This window comes from Xanthomarina sp. (genome assembly GCF_035306705.1).
In the GTDB taxonomy this organism is placed as follows: domain Bacteria; phylum Bacteroidota; class Bacteroidia; order Flavobacteriales; family Flavobacteriaceae; genus Xanthomarina.
Genome location: NZ_DATGNO010000108.1, coordinates 1 through 17,946, shown reverse-complemented (window position 1 = coordinate 17,946; position 17,946 = coordinate 1). Strand labels below are relative to the sequence as shown.

General features: G+C 34.3%; 13 protein-coding genes. 8 read left to right on the top strand and 5 right to left on the bottom strand.

Going from position 1 to position 17,946, the window contains the following annotated elements:
• From VKY47_RS09405 to VKY47_RS09395, 3 genes are all read left to right on the top strand, one after another.
• On the top strand, positions 1-2,028 hold a 2,028-nt coding region (locus tag VKY47_RS09405), incomplete at its 5' end, for a CHAT domain-containing protein (RefSeq protein WP_324312287.1).
• Positions 2,021-2,476 carry a retropepsin-like aspartic protease gene (locus VKY47_RS09400; protein WP_324312285.1) on the top strand — a complete coding sequence of 152 codons (456 nt, stop codon included), beginning with the start codon at positions 2,021-2,023 and terminating at the stop codon, positions 2,474-2,476. The genes VKY47_RS09405 and VKY47_RS09400, both read left to right, overlap by 8 nt.
• A 64-nt stretch (positions 2,477-2,540) precedes the next feature.
• A complete protein-coding gene (locus tag VKY47_RS09395) occupies positions 2,541-3,167 on the top strand; it encodes a response regulator transcription factor (protein WP_324312283.1) in 627 nt (208 codons plus the stop codon).
• 654 nt (positions 3,168-3,821) lie between these two features.
• Here the strand turns inward: VKY47_RS09395 and odhB are convergent.
• From odhB to VKY47_RS09380, 3 genes are all read right to left on the bottom strand, one after another.
• Complete coding sequence (gene odhB, locus VKY47_RS09390; RefSeq protein ID WP_324312281.1) at positions 3,822-5,054, bottom strand: 2-oxoglutarate dehydrogenase complex dihydrolipoyllysine-residue succinyltransferase; 1,233 nt, start codon at positions 5,052-5,054, stop codon at positions 3,822-3,824.
• A 229-nt stretch (positions 5,055-5,283) separates the two neighbouring features.
• Complete coding sequence (locus tag VKY47_RS09385; RefSeq protein WP_324312279.1) at positions 5,284-6,246, bottom strand: M23 family metallopeptidase; 963 nt, start codon at positions 6,244-6,246, stop codon at positions 5,284-5,286.
• A complete protein-coding gene (locus VKY47_RS09380) occupies positions 6,247-9,009 on the bottom strand; it encodes a 2-oxoglutarate dehydrogenase E1 component (RefSeq protein WP_324312277.1) in 2,763 nt (920 codons plus the stop codon).
• Positions 9,010-9,124: 115 nt separating this feature from the next.
• Between VKY47_RS09380 and VKY47_RS09375 the strand changes: the two genes are divergently transcribed.
• Complete coding sequence (locus tag VKY47_RS09375; protein ID WP_324312275.1) at positions 9,125-9,667, top strand: alpha-ketoglutarate decarboxylase; 543 nt, start codon at positions 9,125-9,127, stop codon at positions 9,665-9,667.
• A gap of 28 nt (positions 9,668-9,695) precedes the next feature.
• On the opposite strand, the gene VKY47_RS09370 is transcribed toward VKY47_RS09375, so the two are convergent.
• Both VKY47_RS09370 and VKY47_RS09365 read right to left on the bottom strand, forming a co-directional pair.
• Entirely contained in the window at positions 9,696-10,046 is a 351-nt protein-coding gene (locus tag VKY47_RS09370; protein ID WP_324312273.1) for a hypothetical protein, read from the bottom strand.
• 31 nt (positions 10,047-10,077) lie between these two features.
• A complete protein-coding gene (locus VKY47_RS09365) occupies positions 10,078-11,052 on the bottom strand; it encodes a polyprenyl synthetase family protein (protein WP_324312289.1) in 975 nt (324 codons plus the stop codon).
• Positions 11,053-11,174: 122 nt separating this feature from the next.
• On the opposite strand from VKY47_RS09365, the gene VKY47_RS09360 reads away from it, so the two are divergent.
• From VKY47_RS09360 to VKY47_RS09345, 4 genes are read left to right on the top strand one after another with little or no spacing between them, the layout of a single operon-like run.
• Complete coding sequence (locus VKY47_RS09360) at positions 11,175-11,774, top strand: TetR/AcrR family transcriptional regulator (RefSeq protein ID WP_324312271.1); 600 nt, start codon at positions 11,175-11,177, stop codon at positions 11,772-11,774.
• A gap of 26 nt (positions 11,775-11,800) precedes the next feature.
• The gene (locus VKY47_RS09355) at positions 11,801-13,144 is read left to right on the top strand and encodes a TolC family protein (RefSeq protein ID WP_324312269.1); all 1,344 of its coding nucleotides are present in this window, start codon (positions 11,801-11,803) and stop codon (positions 13,142-13,144) included.
• Positions 13,145-13,169: 25 nt separating this feature from the next.
• A complete protein-coding gene (locus tag VKY47_RS09350) occupies positions 13,170-14,375 on the top strand; it encodes an efflux RND transporter periplasmic adaptor subunit (RefSeq protein ID WP_324312267.1) in 1,206 nt (401 codons plus the stop codon).
• A 13-nt stretch (positions 14,376-14,388) separates the two neighbouring features.
• Positions 14,389-17,871 (top strand): efflux RND transporter permease subunit, encoded by a 3,483-nt coding sequence (locus VKY47_RS09345; protein ID WP_324312265.1) that lies wholly within the window; start codon positions 14,389-14,391, stop codon positions 17,869-17,871.
• The last annotated feature ends 75 nt before the right edge of the window (positions 17,872-17,946 follow it).

The window sequence follows — 17,946 nt, the reverse complement described above, 5'->3', positions numbered from 1 at the left end:
GATCCGAAGCAAAAAAACAAATTAAACACTTTAAGAGCCTCAAGTTTAATTGCTTTAAACAGCTCTAAAAACTACATATTAGACGATGATATTGTCTTCCAAAATACAAGTGGACAATTCAATAAGCATCAATTGGAATATGAATTAGCATTAAAAAAAGAAGATTATAAAACGGCTTTAAAACACTTTAATAGTTCTATTTCATTTCAAAACAGAGATTCGCTCACAACTAGGGAAATTGCCAAAAATTATTTAGAAAAAGCACAATTACACTATTTATTAAACGATTCTGAACAAGCCAATCAAGGTTTACAGTTCGCACTAAACACGTTACTTCCTCATTTAGACAAGAAAACAATTCCAGAAAGAACAGCTTTATATGCCGAAAACACGTTTATAGACATTTTTGACTTGTTGGCTAGATTACAATCCCACCCAGAAAAAGCACTTACATATTACGATTTAAGTTTCTACGTATCCAACTTATTAACTGGGAATCTCACGTCTCAAGAATCTAAAATAGCGAATCAGGTTAGCAATAGAAATAGATCTGAACTTTGTATTGAATTACTTTTTGATAGTTATGAAAAAAATCCAAATCCAGAAATTTTTACGCGTGCCTTAAGGTATGCCGAAACCCATAAAGCATCCATTTTAAAAGGTGTTTTTCAAAAGAAATCCTTATTACAACAACATCCAAACGATAGCTTACTTATAAAAGAACAGGTTCTACTTAGACAACAAGAACGCTTAACCGATGTGCTAATAAAAACACAACTAGGCTATCAAACATCAAAAAACGATAGTTTAAACAAGCAACTTCTAAACCTGAGTATCGACTTGAAAAATATTCAAAAGAGCATAGAAGCCAAATATTCTCATACTATAAACCATATAGGTGTTACCCAAATCCAGAACCAACTTCATTTGGACAAAGCGAATCTTATTGTATATTTTTATGGAAAACATGCCATTTATCAATTTATTGCTTCCGAAAGAAATACCGATTTTCTAAAAATTAATTTGACTGATGATGTAAAAAACAGTCTCATAAACTTCATTCATTTATTTGATGGTCCTTCAGCAATCAACAACAACATTCAAGCTTTTACAAATCAGGCCTATAATTTGTACAAACTGCTATATATTAATGAGGTTGCCAATTCAAAAAACCTCATCATTATTCCCGATGGTTTATTAAATTTTGTTCCCTTTGAAGCTCTGCTAACCAAAAACACGAAAAGCAGCAATTTTTCAGAAATGCCCTTTTTGGTATCGCAACAAGCTGTGGGCTACAACTCTAGTCTTGAGTTTTATTTACAACCAAAAACTATTTCAAAAAGCAAGAGTCTTTTAGGTATTTTCCCCGTGTTTGAAAACAGCAATCAAACTCTACGTTATTCTGTTTACGAAGCTCAAGCCATTAAAGCCGAAACCAACGGAAACATTTTAATACATACTGAAGCTACCAAGCAAAATTTTATTGAATTGGCATCAAAATATGCCATTTTACATATATCAACCCATGCTACTGGTGGCGATTTCACCAATCCAGCAAGTTTAGCTTTTTATGATGAGCCCATGCTATTGAATGAGTTGTATAGTTTAAACATCAACCCAGAACTTGTGGTTTTAAGTGCTTGCGAAACAGGGATTGGTAAACTTCAAAAAGGCGAGGGGGCCATGAGTATTGCCAGAGGATTTCAATATGCCGGTGCTAAAAACCTTTTATATTCCTTATGGCAAATAAATGATGCTTCTACGGCCGAACTAATGACTTTTTTTTATAATACCTATCAAAAAACAAATTCGGCGTTTGTGGCAAATAGGCAATCCAAAATCGATTACTTAAACGACAGTTCTATAAGTAATATAAAGAAGTCGCCATACTATTGGAGTGCTTTTGTTTACTATGGAGAACTAGTTCCCGAAAATACCAAAAAACCCATATTATATTATATCCTTGGAGGATTGGCCACTTTAATTATTGTATTTTTATACTTTAGAAAACAAAAGTACCATGACTGAGATTACAGAGTTAAGCCTGAAAGATTTTCTTGAGGAAAGAGGCTATACAAAGGTTAAACTAAAGCTTACAAAAACCAATCACTTTGAAATAAAAGCAACCATAAATGGCGTTAAAGGGCTTTTTATCTTAGACACGGGTGCTTCTAATTCTTGTGTAGGCTTTGATGCGGTCGAGACTTTTAAATTAAAAGCAAAAGATTCTGAAATAAAAGCTGCTGGTGCAGGCGCCATTGATATGCTTACTCAAATCTCCAAAAAGAATAAGGTTAAAATAGGAAAGTGGAAAAACGATAAAATAGCTCTTATTTTGTTTAATCTAAACCATGTAAATACTGCTCTAATAAGTCATAATGCGCAACCAGTTGATGGAATTATAGGTGCCGACATTTTAAAAAAAGGAAAAGGCATTATTGATTACGAAAAGAAATATTTATATCTAAAACTATAGATTTAAGTCTTTATTTTTGTTAAATAGCGTTATATTTAACTTCTAACTAATCTAATTATAGCACATGCAAACCTCCATAATAATAGCAGACGATCACCCTTTAATACTAAAGGGTTTAAATGATTTCTTGTTGGAGAGAAAATACAATGTTATGGCCAGTGCTGTAAATGGAAAAGATGCATTTAAACTTATAGAAACACTTAAACCAGAAATCGCCATTCTAGACATTCAAATGCCTTTTCTTACTGGTTTGGAGATTGCCGAAAAATGCAACGAACTTAACTACGACACAAGAATTATACTTATTACTTTTGAAAAAGACAAAGCTATTTATAAACAAGCCAAGGCTTTAAACATATATGGTTATGTTCTTAAAGAGTTTGCCTTAACTGAAATTGAACACTGCATAGATGCCGTAACAAAAGACATTCCTTATTTTAGTGAAGAGTTGCTTTCTTATCTGGAAGTAGAAGAAGTTCCAGAGGAACTTGGAACTTTAACTCCAACAGAAATAGAGGTTTTAAAACACATCTCTGCAAACAAAACGGCAAAAGAGATTGGTGACTTACTGTTTATATCCTTTAGAACTGTAGAAAAGCACAAAAGTAATATCAATAAAAAATTGAATCTAACGCCTACAAAATACAGTTTATTATTCTGGGCAAAAGAGAATAAGAACCATTTAACATGAAATATACGTAGTACTACGTATTGTTTGACGTGTAATTAAAACCGATATTTGTAGTGCTATTAATTAGTTCTTAGGGAGAATTATGAAAGCTCTAGATAATTTATTTTATCTAGGGCTTTCTTCGTTTATATAGTTTGTCTAAATCTTATTCTAGTTTCAAACCAAATGGAGGTCAATACCCAAAGAGTATGAAAAGGAACTTTTACATTTTGGATTTTAAAAATACAAACCTCTCAATAACAAGTGTTTTCTTCAAACAATTAGCAATTAAATTCTCTCTTATCAATAAAACAACCTAAAAATACGTAGTACTACGTATTGTTTGACTTGTTAATAATCTCGATATTTGTCTTGCTATTAATCAATTACCTTTAAGGGATCACCAATAAAAACTCTGTGTGATTAAAAAGCACAGAGTTTTATTTCCTTATAAAAATTTACAGAATACCTAAATCTAAAATTCTTAAATTATGGAAAACGAATCTGAGACTGTCAATAAAGTTTTTATTATTGGATTAGTTATTGTTGTTGTAACTGTCATTTCACTAAATATTCTTGTTAATTTCTTTTAGTTAGTTATTTATTTTCAAGAAAAAGAAAGCGCAACCAGAATCCTGATTGCGCTTTTTTCACTTATTAATATATAATCTTAGATTATAACTCTAATGCTTTTTTGATATCGTTATTCATTAATAATTCAGTTGGGTTTTCTAGGGCTTCTTTAATAGCTACCAAAAAGCCTACGGATTCTTTTCCATCAATAATTCTATGATCGTAAGATAAGGCAACAAACATAATTGGTCTAATCTCTACTTTACCGTTTACAGCCACTGGACGCTCAACAATATTATGCATTCCTAAAATAGCACTTTGCGGCGGATTGATAATTGGAGTAGATAACATACTTCCAAATACACCACCATTAGAAATGGTAAAAGTTCCACCAGTCATTTCATCTACCGTAATTTGTCCATCACGAGCACGTATAGCCAAACGTCTTACTTCCGATTCAACCCCTCTAAAGGTTAGATTCTCAGTATTTCTTATTACTGGCACCATAAGCCCTCTAGGTCCTGAAACAGCAATTGATACATCTACAAAATCGTAAGTAATCATTTCGTTTCCGTCTATCATCGAATTAACATCTGGATACATTTTTAATGCTCTAACTACAGCTAAAGTAAAGAAAGACATAAAGCCTAAACCTACGCCATGCTTGTTACTAAAGGTTTCTTTATACTCGTTTCGCAACGCAAATATTGGCGACATATCTACTTCATTAAAAGTAGTTAACATAGCAGTTGTGTTTTTTGCTTCTACCAAACGCTCTGCCACTTTACGTCGTAACATAGACATTCTACTTCTAGAAGACCCTCTGCTTCCTCCTGTTGGTGTACCCATAGAAGGTACAGCTTGTACTGCATCCTCTTTAGTTATACGCCCATCTTTTCCTGTTCCAGTAATACTTGAGGCTTCCATACCTTTTTCTGCCAAAATCTTTTTAGCGGCAGGACTTGCGGTACCTGTTGCATACGTTTTTGTATCAGCTGCAACAGCTGGTTTTTCTTCTTTTTTAGGAGCTTCCTCTTTTTTAGGAGCTTCTTGCTTTGACTCTTCTTTTTTAGGAGCCGCACTTCCCTCTGGTTTAGAAGCACTTGTATCTATTAAACAAACAACAGCTCCAACAGCAACTGCATCACCTTCTTCGGCTTTAAGTGTAATAATTCCACTAGCTTCAGCTGGTAATTCTAGGGTAGCTTTGTCGCTATCTACCTCAGCAATGGCCTGGTCTTTCTCTACATAATCTCCATCTTTCACTAACCAAGTTGCTATTTCTACTTCTGTAATTGACTCTCCTGGTGAAGGAACTTTCATTTCTAAAATCATAATTATAATTTTATTTGTAACCTATTTTGCTTACGTTGTTTTTGTTCTATTTCTTTTTGTCCCTTTGAAAAAAAATTTAAAGTTTTGGACACCACTTTAAACTACTTATTATAATTGTTCTCTAGCTGATTTAACGTATCGTTTAAATCTAAATGCAAAAGTACATAAGTTCTAATATACTCAAAAGCTTTCACTTTGGATATACTAATTTATCTGTCCACGCACTTTGCTATTTATTTCCATTTTCGACAAAATCGCCCTTAACCGGAAGGTAATCGTGTTTCAATACCTTATTAACATAAATTTTATCAAAATACATTTTAGCTCCTGTTGCAATATTCATATCTACTGTATTCTGTAAACTTAAATGTAAGCGAGGTTCAGTGGAGTTTCCGGAGTTTCCACATTTTCCCACTAAGCTTCCTCGTCTTACAAAAAGTCCCTCTCTTACTACAATTGAATTGTGTTTTAAATGAGCTAAAACAAGGTACTCGTTTTTAATTGTTTCTAGGATAACCACGTTTCCAGCGGCATCCTTTGTATTTAATTCTCCCGGAGTATTGTCTTCTATACCTGTAATAACTTTTACAACCCTTGCATCGCAAGGAGCATAAACATCCTTTCCAAATACGTAATAATTTTCATTTTTCTTGGCACCAGTACTATGGGTTGCACCCTCTTTCATAATTACAAAATCGTAGGCATATTTTTGGTTTTCAAGTGTTATGTGGTTGTTTTCTTTTTTAGTAACTCCTCCCCACAGCACGTACGATTCCTCATTAAACGGCAATGACATTTTTGTACTATTCCTTTCAATAACAACTAAATTATCAGGGACGTGAAACATGACTTTCAAGTTTGCAATTTTGTTATTACTATCTAAATAAATCAGTAAATCTCTAACATCCGAACCAAAAGATACTTTATAGACGTGAGCTAAATCTTTTAAATTTCTAAATTCTACTTTAGAAATTTGACCTAAATCCTTATGTAAATTACTAAAAAATGTTTTTGTTTTTGCTAAAGACGAAGTCCTTTTCATGTCATAATTATACATGTTGTAAATTTCATCGTACTCTCCATCATTAAAAAAAAATTCAAATTCGGAAAGCGCAGTTTTATAGTTGTCTTTATCTTGCGAAAATGACCCTATTGAAACAAGCATAAAAAAAACAAGCACTCCTTTATTCATTTAACGCTGATTATTTTTAGTTTTATCAAAAACAAAATCTATCACTTCCTTATGACGTTTTTTAGAACGAACCGAACTTCCTGCAGCAGGTGCCCCATAAGGTCTTCTTGAAGCCGCTCTAAATGTTTTGGCTTCGTCCAAATGCATCAACATATGACTGTAAGCTCCCATATTCCTAGGTTCTTCTTGAGCCCAAACAATATCCTCAGCATTCTTGTATTTCTTTAAAATGGCTTGAATATCTTCTATTGGCAACGGGAATAATTGCTCAATTCTTACTAAAGCCATATCATCTCTTCCTAGTTTTTCTTGTTCTTCAAGTAAATCGTAATAGAACTTACCTGAAACAAACACTAAGGTTTTAATTTTATCAACTTGAGCTCTTTCGTCATCAATCAGCATTTTAAATTCGCCATTTGCAAATTCATCGACTGTAGAAACAACTAAAGGATGACGTAATAAGCTTTTTGGAGTAAACACAATTAAAGGTTTTCTAAATTTAGCTTTAACTTGTCTTCTTAGTAAATGGAACATATTTGCAGGAGTTGTACAGTCTGCAACAAACATATTGTCTTTAGCGCAAAGTTGTAAAAAACGTTCCATTCTACCAGAAGAATGTTCTGCTCCCTGCCCTTCGTATCCATGAGGCAACAACATAACCAATCCATTTTGGATTTTCCATTTATCTTCGGCCGCCGATATATATTGGTCAATCATAATTTGAGCCCCATTACCAAAGTCTCCAAATTGCGCTTCCCAAATTGTTAAAGTTCGTGGGCTTGCCATAGCATAACCATAATCGAATCCTACAACGCCATACTCCGAAAGCAAGGAATTGTAGATATAGAATTTTCCTTGGTCCTCACTAATAGAATTATGTAGTACTATTTCCTCTTCACTTTCTTCTACTTTTACTACAGCATGTCTATGAGAGAAAGTTCCTCTTTCCACATCCTGTCCAGAAATTCTAACATCGAATCCTTCCTCTAAAATAGATCCATAAGCTAAGTGTTCTGCCATAGACCAATCTAACTTATCCTCGTTAAACATGTCTTGTCTGGATTCTATCAAACGAGATATTTTACGAATAAACTTCTTGTCTTTTGGTAAAGATGAAAGCACTTTTGTGATTTTCGCCAAACCTTCCTTCGGATAAGTGGTATCCACAGGTTTCAACATTTTATCTTCGTCAACCGTCACATAGTCTTCCCATTCATTTTGCATAAATGCGGTGATTTCGGTTTTTTCTATTTTACGGGAATCTTCTAGGTTTTCTTCTAGTAAATCTTTATAATCTTTTTCAAGCTTTTCAACATATCCTTCCGAGATAATACCTTCTGCTATTAATTTTTTAGCATAAATATCTCTAGGGTTATCATGTTTTGAAATAGCCTTATATAATTTTGGTTGTGTAAAACGAGGCTCATCACCTTCGTTATGTCCATATTTTCTATAACCTAATAGGTCAATAAATACATCGCGTTTAAATTTCATTCTAAAATGAAGGGCAAACAACATGGCATGAACCACAGCTTCGGCATCGTCGGCATTAACATGTAAAACAGGTGAAAGCGTTACTTTAGCAATATCTGTACAGTATGTACTTGACCTAGCGTCCAAGTAATTGGTTGTAAACCCTATTTGGTTGTTTATTACCACATGAATGGTTCCGTTGGTTTTATAGCCATCCAGTTGCGCCATTTGAATAATTTCGTATACCAAGCCTTGCCCTGCAATTGCAGCATCTCCATGAACAATTATTGGCAATACTTGCGAGGGATTATCGGCGTATTTATCGTCTTGTTTTGCTCTTGCTATTCCTTCTACTAAGGCACCAACAGTCTCTAGATGCGATGGATTAGGAGCAATATTTAAATTTATTTTTTTACCAGCATTTGTAATTCTATCACTGGTCCAACCTAAGTGGTATTTCACATCACCATCAAACACTTCCTGCTCGTAATCTTTACCATCAAACTCGCTAAAGATATCTTTGGCCGATTTGCCGAAAATATTTGTTAACGTACTTAAACGCCCTCTATGGGCCATTCCCATAACAAATTCTTTAACATCGTATTCGGCAGCATTTTCAATTAAAGCATCTAAGGCTGGAATTAAAGATTCTCCACCTTCTAACGAGAAACGTTTTTGACCAACATATTTGGTATGTAAAAAGGTTTCGAAAGAAACTGCTTCATTTAATTTTTTAAGAATATATTTTTTCTGATCACCAGTAAAGCTTGGTTGGTTGTCGTTGATATTAAGTTTATTCTGAATCCATTCTATTTCTTCAGGTTTTCTTATATACATATACTCAACCCCAATGGAACTACAATAAATTCTTTCTAGGTGGGTAACAATTTCTTGTAAGGTTTTGGCACCACCAATACCAATGACTTCCCCAGCGTTAAAAACGGTATTTAAATCGGCACTTGACAAACCAAAGTTCTCAATTGCTAAAGTAGGCTCGTATTGTCTACGTTCTCTCACAGGGTTTGTTTTGGTAAACAAATGCCCTCGATTTCGATACCCATCAATAAGTTTTATAACTTGAAACTCTTTGGTGAGGCTTTCCGAAACATGATCGCAAGACATAGGCTCTACCGTTTGATCGATATTGCCGGAAGACTCGCTACCAAAATCGAAGCCTTGGAAAAAAGCTCTCCAACTAGGTTCAATGGAATCTGGGTTTTGTAAATATTGGTCGTATAATTCAGCAAAGTAAGCCGAATGTGCTGCATTTAAAAAGGAATACTTGTCCATATAAAATGAAAAACTAAAGCGTTTAAACTAAATTTATACAAAAGTACAACATTTAGTAAAATTAGGAATGCTTTTATTACATTTATAAGCTACTAATTTTAACTAAAATCACAAAATGAAAAATCTAGAGTCTATTTTAAGAAATTATAGCCTATTTATTATTGTTTTTTGCTTCTTTACATTGCAACTAACCGCTCAAGAAAGCACTTATAGCAACAAAAGTGACTTTTGGAGCCATGTGCGATTTGGAGGTGGAATTGGTTTAAGTTTTGGAAATAATTTTTTTAGTGGAACTTTGGCCCCAAGTGCTATTTATCAATTTAACCAACAATTTGCTTTGGGTGTTGGATTGAGCGGCACTTATAATGCTCAGAAATACTATTACAAATCCACTGTTTTAGGAGGAAGTATTATTGGACTTTTCAATCCTATAAATGAAGTTCAAATCTCTGCTGAATTTGAAGAAAACAACGTCAACATCAATTGGGATAGTAGAACGGGTTTAGCAAATCAAAATTATTGGTATCCATCCCTATTTTTAGGTGTAGGTTACCATACAAGAAATGTAACGGTTGGGATTAGATATGACGTTTTATATAACAATAAGAAGAGTACATACGCCGATCCGTGGATGCCATTTATACGTGTGTATTTTTAAAAAGCCTAATTACTAACTTAAAAAACACTTAACTGTACTGATGTTTGAACCATACTTTTTGCCATTCTCTTTGCAGTAGCAAAAAAGTAACCTGTTCTGAAAGTAAAAATACGTCACTACCATCTAATTGTTTCACTTTTATTTCTGAAACATCTATAATATATAGTAGATTCAAGTAATCCATAAATTTCTCTTGGATTAACTTATAAAGGGTTTCGTGCAGCATGAGTTTTAAACTGGACGGCAATACAGCTTCATCAAAACTTAAATCGACATTAGCAGATAAAAAATCCTTATTTAACTGTTGAACAAGTTTTTTATACAAATCCACTTGTATAGAACGGTCTAATATCTCTTGTGTGGTGTTAAGTTCTTCCATGTATTTATTCGCCTTTTTTTTTCAATAAAAATTATACTTCTCTATTCATTAGTTCTTTTCCAAAAGCAATCAGTTCTAATTTTTTTTGATTAGGCACATGTAACTTTTCTAAGACTAGGAATGCTTTCTTGGTATAATTTTTAATTTCTTTTTGTGTTGCTTCAGCTGAACCACTGGAAACAAAAATTTGTTTTGCAGTTTCAATTTTTTCAGCATGATCTGTTGTATTCAGGCTAAACAAATGTTTTAATTCCGTTTTTTTGTCGGGCTTTGCAAACTCTACAGCTTTTAAATATAAGTAGGTTTTTTTGTTTTCTATAATATCTCCTCCCACTTGCTTTCCAAAAGTTTCTGGATCTCCAAACACGTCTAAATAATCGTCTTGCAACTGAAATGCAATCCCCAGATTTTTACCAAACTGATAAATAATATCTTGATCTTCTACTGAAGCCTCTGCAACTATGGCACCCATTTTCATGGCCGCTCCAACTAGAACTGCCGTTTTATATTCAATCATTTTTAAATATTCTGAAATAGAAACATCGTCTCTAGTTTCAAAATCGACATCGAATTGTTGCCCTTCACAAACCTCCAAAGCTGTTTTGCTAAAAAGTTTTGCTAAAGCTTGAAACGTAGTAGCATCGTAGGTTTCAAATAACTGATAGGCCAAAATCAACATGGCATCTCCTGAGAGAATTCCCGTATTTAAATCCCATTTTTCATGAACGGTTTGTTTCCCTCTTCTTAAAGGTGCATCGTCCATAATATCATCATGAACCAAAGAAAAATTATGAAACATTTCAATACTTAATGCTGCATTTAGTGCGGTTTTATAGGAACCGTTAAAAATTTCGGCCGCCATTAAAGTCAATACAGGACGTAAGCGTTTTCCTCCTAATTGTAGAATGTAGTTTATGGGATTGTATAAAGACTCAGGCTGTCTTTTTTTTGTAAAACTGTCTAAATAAGAAGTAAAAACTTCTTGATAAAATGATACTTGTTGCATCACACAAAAATAGTGTAAATACAGCTACTTATCCAATAAGTTTATATGAATATTAACAAAACTAAAAACTTTGGAAACTATTTTGGTTTTTAAAGTTTCCTGTTGTACATTTGCCCTTTATTATGAGAGACAAAATACTTATCAATGCAGCAGATATGTTTTTAAACTATGGGTTTAAAAGTGTGACCATGGACGATATTGCCAACAAAATTGGTATTTCAAAAAAAACCATCTACCAGCATTTCGATACAAAAACAAAGTTAGTTGAAGCCACCACACTTTATATGTTCGAGCTTATATCTCATGGAATCGATTGTATTTGTGCTTTAAACAAAAGTCCGATCGATGAAATTTTTGAAATCAAGAAATTCACCATGGAACATTTAAAAGATGAAAAATCGTCGCCTCAACATCAGCTTCAAAAATACTATCCCAAGATTTTCGACAAATTAAAAAAAAATCAATTTGGCATCATGCAAGATTGCATAACAACCAATTTATCTCGTGGTGTAAAAGAAGGTTATTATAGGGGTTCCATTAATATTGAGTTTATTTCAAGACTTTACTTTAGCACGATGATGGGCCTAAAAGATCCAGAAGTATTTCCTTTAGAAGATTTTTCTATGAAAACCCTTATGGACAATTATTTAGAATATCATATTCGGGGAATTAGTACCGATAAAGGGATTGCCAAATTAAACAGTCTTATCCACATCAATTAAAACACGAATTAGACCTCTTATCATTTATGAAAAACACATCATTATTCCTCTTAAGTTTTCTTTTCTCCTCCTTTCTGTTTTCACAAGAAACCGTGAATAGTTTTAGTTTGCAGGAAGCCATAGATTTTGCTTTGGAAAACAATCGCGCGGCCAAAAATGCCGTTAGAAACATAGAAGTTGCCGAAAAACAGAAGTGGGAAACCACAGCTACCGGACTACCACAAATTGATGGAGGTGTCGATTATCAAAATTGGATCAAGAACCAAGTATCCATGCTTCCTGGAGAATTGGCAGGTGGTGCACCAGGCACTTTTATTCCTGTTACTTTTAGTCCAAAACAAAGTATGAATGCTACAGCCACTTTAAATCAACTAATTTTTGATGGTTCTTATATTGTAGGCTTACAGTCGGCTAAAGTGTATCTGGAAATTTCCGAAAACGCCAAAACTAAAACAGATTTAGGAGTTCGTCAATCTGTTATCAATGCCTATGGGAATGTGTTGTTGGCCGATGAAAACTTAGCCATTGTTAATAAAAATATTGAGGTACTTCAAAAAAACCTAGATGAGACCACCAAGATATACGAAAATGGTCTGGCCGAAGAAGAGAGCGTAGAACAATTACAGATAACCCTTAGCAGTTTGGAAAATTATCTAAACAATGTGGAAAGAATTAAGGATTTGGCCTATAAGATGTTCAACATAACCCTAGGAATTGATCTAAATGAAAAAACAGTTTTAACTGATGATCTCGAAACCTTAACCCTTCAAAATATTTCGTTAGAATTGCTTGAAACCGATGACAACGTTGAAAACAGCATCGATTACCAAATAGCCAAAAATCAAGAAGTCTCTAAAGAACTTTTGTTAAAACTAGAAAAAAGCAGTTTTCTTCCAAGCCTTAATGCCTTTGTAAATGCAGGATATAGTGGTTATAGCGAAAAATTCACCTTTACAAACAAGAGTCAGGAATGGTATGGCTCGTCTCTTTTAGGGGTTAGTTTATCGATTCCTATTTTTAGTTCAGGCATGCGTAGCGCCGCTACCCAACGTGCGCAAATAGATGTAGAAATGGCAAAAGAGGATTTATCAGAAACAGAACAGCAGCTAAAATTTCAAATAGCAGCAGCAAAAAGCGATTATCAGTTTGCTATTGAAGAATACGAAAATAAACGTCAAAACTTAAATTTAGCTGAACGCATCGAACAAAAAAACCAAACAAAATTTTTCGAAGGTATTGCGTCTAGTTTCGATTTAAGACAAGCACAAACACAACTATACGGTGCACAACAAGAGTACTTAGAATCCATGTTTAATGTTATTTCTAAAAAAGCAGAACTAGAAACCATATTAAACACCATAAACTATTAAGCCAATTAACCATTATATCACACTCATGAAAAATATAAAAATCCTCATCCTCTTAGCACTCATTATCTCGTCTTGTGGCGATAAAAAAACGAAGTCTTTTGATGCCGTGCTAACTTCTAATGATTTAACGGAATTAAAAGAAAAACGCAGCGAAATTGATGCCGAACAACAAAAACTAAATGATCAAATAACATTGATTAACGAGAAAATAGCAAAATTGGATACCATTAAAAGAATTCCTTTAATTACAACTTTTCATGCCAAACAAGAGGTTTTTAAGCACCAACTTGAAATTCAAGGAAATGTTACTACTAAAAGCCTGATTGTAATAACTCCAGAATACAATGGTATTTTAACCCATGTATATGTAAAGGAAGGCCAAGAGGTAAAAAAAGGCCAACTTTTAGCTAAAATTGACGATGGCGGACTAAGTCAGCAATTGGCACAAATGAAAATTCAAACCAATTTAGCTCAAACCACTTTCGAGCGTCAAAAACGTTTATGGGATCAAAATATAGGTAGTGAAATTCAATATTTACAAGCTAAATCCGCCTTCGAGTCGCAAACAGAAGCTGTTAACCAATTGAAACAACAAATGGCCAAAACCAATATTACGGCACCGTTTTCTGGAACTATAGACGATATAATTACAGAACAAGGAAGTGTTGTAACTGCAGGTCAATCTCAAATTCTACGTATAGTTAATCTGGAAAACATGTATATAGAAACCGAGGTTCCAGAAAAATATATTTCAGATATAACCATAGGAAAACATGTTGTGGTAGACTTTCCTATTCTAGGCAAAACCTTAGAAACAAAAATCCGTCAAGTAGGAGATGTTATCAATCCCGCAAACAGAACCTTCAAGGTTGAAGTAAGTATTCCTAACAAAGATAAAAGTATCAAACCTAACTTAACAGCACGTCTTAAAATTAACGATTACACCAATAAAAATGCGATGCTAATTCCTCTTAGCATTATTTCTGAAAATGCCCAGGGTGAACAATACATTTATATCATTACCAATAAAAACTCGCAAGACGAAGGTGAGGTAAAACGTATTATTATAAAAACCGGAAAAACCCAAGGCGATGTTATAGAAGTGCTTGAAGGTATAGAAGATGGTGCAGAAATTGTCCAAGAAGGTGCTAGAAGTGTTAAGGATGGACAAACCGTTAAGGTGATCGAGTTGCCTAAAGAAGACCAAACAACCCAAAATTCTAACGACTAAAAACTAGCCAAAAATGACTGATAAAAAGAAAAAACAAGTCGATAAGGAATTTGGTTTAGCATCGTGGGCCATCAACAACAAAACCACCATGTATGTGCTTATTTTGGTGATTTTTTACTTAGGAGTAGCCGCTTTTTTCGACATGCCTCGTGAGAGTTTTCCGGAAGTAAACGAAACTAAAATATATGTAAGCTCCATTTATCCAGGAAACACAGCCGAAGATGTTGAAAAACTCATAACCGACCCTCTTGAGGACGAATTAAAAACAGTGAGTAACGTTGTTGAAATAACCTCAACATCGCAAGAGGATTTCTCCATGATTGTTGTGGAATTCGACGAACATCTTACGGTTGAACAAGCCAAACAAAAAGTAAAAGATGAAATAGACACCAAAACGGCAGGCGAAGATTGGCCTATGTCCAACGGTGCCAAAGTAAAACCAGATGTGTTCGAGTTAAGCCTTTCGGAAGAGATGCCTATTCTAAATATTAATATTTCTGGCGATTATACGGTTGAAAAACTTAAAGAATATGGCGAATATCTTCAGGATGAAATTGAAGATTTATTAGAAATCAAAAAAGTTGACATTCGTGGGGCTCAAGACAAAGAAGTAGAGGTTGCAGTAGATATCTATAAAATGATGGCTGCCGAGGTTACTTTTAGCGATATAATTAACGCAATAAACAACGGAAACATCACCATGTCTGCCGGAAACTTAGTAGCTAGTGGCCAACGAAGAACTATTAGGATTTTAGGTGAAATAGAGTCGCCGGACGAACTAAAAAACTTTGTAGTAAAAGCCGAAAAAGGCCATGCCATTTATTTAAAAGATGTAGCAACTGTTACTTTTCACGAAGAAGATAAAACCACCTTTGCACGCGAATTTGGAGATCCAGTCGTAATGTTGGATGTTAAAAAACGTGCTGGAAAAAACATGGTGGCAGCAGCAGAACAAACACGAATTATAGTTCAAAATGCCATAGACAATGTATTTCCTCAAGATTTAAAAGTCACTATTGCCAACGATCAATCTTCTGTAACTATTGCACAAGTAGACGATTTAGTAAACAACATTATTTTTGGTGTTATTCTGGTAGTCACTGTTTTAATGTTCTTTTTAGGATTTAAGAACGCCATCTTTGTTGGTTTTGCTATCCCTATGTCCATGTTTATGTCGCTCATGATATTAGACGCCTTAGGACAAAGTTTAAATACCATGGTTCTTTTTGGTTTAATTATGGGACTTGGAATGCTGGTCGACAATGGGATTGTAGTTGTAGAAAATGTCTATCGCCTCATGGACGAAGAAGGCATGAGCAGGTTGGAAGCTGCCAAAATGGGAATTGGAGAAATTGCCTTTCCTATTATTATCTCAACAGCCACGACAGTTGCAGCTTTTATTCCTTTAGGTTTATGGCCAGGTATTATGGGCGAGTTCATGATGGTTTTACCTATTACTCTCTCCATAGTTTTAGGCTCCTCTTTATTTGTAGCTATATTTTTCAACTCGGTTTTAGTATCGCAGTTTATGAATATCGAAGATAAAAACATGCCCTTAAACAAAATTATTAGAACAACTGTTATCATAGCTGTCATAGGTATTCTGATTTTTATTTTTGGTGGCGAATATCGTGGACTGGGATCCTTAATGGTTTTTACAGCTATCATGCTTTGGGTTTACAGGTTGTTTTTACGCAAATGGGCCAATAGTTTTCAAACAAAAACACTGGTTAAATTAGAGAGATGGTACGAAAACCAATTACGTTGGGCCTTGTCTGGATGGCGCCCTTATGGTTTAACCATAGGAACTTTTGCCTTACTTATCTTCGCTTTTGTTGCCTTCGGAATTTCATTAGGTACCCAACGTACCAAAGTGGAGTTTTTTCCAGATAACAAACCTAATCAGATTATTGTTTATATAGAATATCCACAAGGTACTGCTATTGAGAAAACCAATGCCATTACTAAAGAGATTGAGAAGATTGTTTATAATGTTATAGACAGCGATCAATATAGGGATGGCGATTATAACTTTATGGTTGAAAGCGCTGTTTCGCAAGTAGGTGAAGGTGCTGGGAATCCTCGAGCAGACAGTGGTTCGTCGGCAGAAATGCCACATAAAGCAAAGATTACGGCCTCCATGCGTGAATATAAATTTCGTCGTGGAGAAGATAGCGAGTTGTTGCGTCAAAAGGTTCAAGAATCCTTAGTTGGTATTTTCCCTGGAGTCCTTATTTCTGTTGAAAAAGATGAAAATGGCCCCCCGGCAGGCTCACCTATTAATATTGAAATTCAAGGAGATAATTACGACGAGTTAATTACGACAGCTGAAAATATGCGTGAATTTATCAATAACAAAAATATTCCTGGAATTGATGAACTTAAAATAGATGTCAACAAAGACAAACCATCGATGAGAGTTATTGTCGACAGAGAAAAAGCTGGAGAACTTGGAATTAGTGCTGCACAAGTGGGTCAGCAATTACGAAATTCCATTTTTGGATCGAAAGCTGGAATTTACAAGGAGGATGGAGACGATTTCGATATTTATGTCCGTTTTAATGAAGAAAATCGCTATAACACCAGTGCGCTTTTCAATCAAAACATCACTTTTAGAGATAATACGGGACAAATAAAAAGCGTTCCAGTTTCGGCAGTTACAAAACACGAAAACACCTCGGGCTTTAGTGCCATTAAACACAAGAATACAAGTCGTATTGTTACTGTTTATTCTGCATTATCACCAGGTTTTATTGATGCTGGAGCCATTATAGCTCAAATTCAAAATGAGATGAAAAGCTATAAAGGAATCTCAAAAAACATAAAAATTGATTATACTGGACAAATTGAAGAACAGAAAAAACAGCAAGATTTTTTAAATGGCGCTTTATTAACTGGTTTAGGCTTGATCTTTTTTATACTAATATTTCAGTTTAACTCTATTTCCAAACCGGCTATTATTATGCTGGCCATATTTCTGAGTTTTATTGGCGTGTTTGGAGGGATTGTAATTACAGGAAGTTCCTTCGTAATTATGATGACCATGGTTGGTATTATTTCGTTAGCAGGAATTGTAGTAAATAATGGGGTGGTTTTACTCGATTATGCCGGATTACTCATTGAGCGGAAAAAGCAACAATTAGATTTGGATGATCATGAATACTTAGAGGAAAAAGTTTTATTCGAAACCATTGTGCACGCTGGAAAAGCTCGTTTACGTCCTGTTTTATTAACGGCCATTACAACCATTCTTGGTTTAATTCCGTTAGCTATTGGTCTAAACATTAATTTCTTTACATTTTTCAAAGAATTTGATGCCAACATTTATATGGGAGGAGATAACGTAGTTTTCTGGGGTCCTTTAGCTTGGACAGTTATTTATGGGTTATTAGTAGCTACGTTTTTAACGTTAATTATTGTTCCCGTATTATTTTTCTTAATTACTAAGTTTAAAATGTGGATTCGTAAAAAAAGAACCACAGCAGACCTCAACTAATGTCCTTCCTTTTTACTTTCTAATAAAAGGATTGATTAATAGCGGAAAAGCCTCGACAAATGTTGAGGCTTTTTT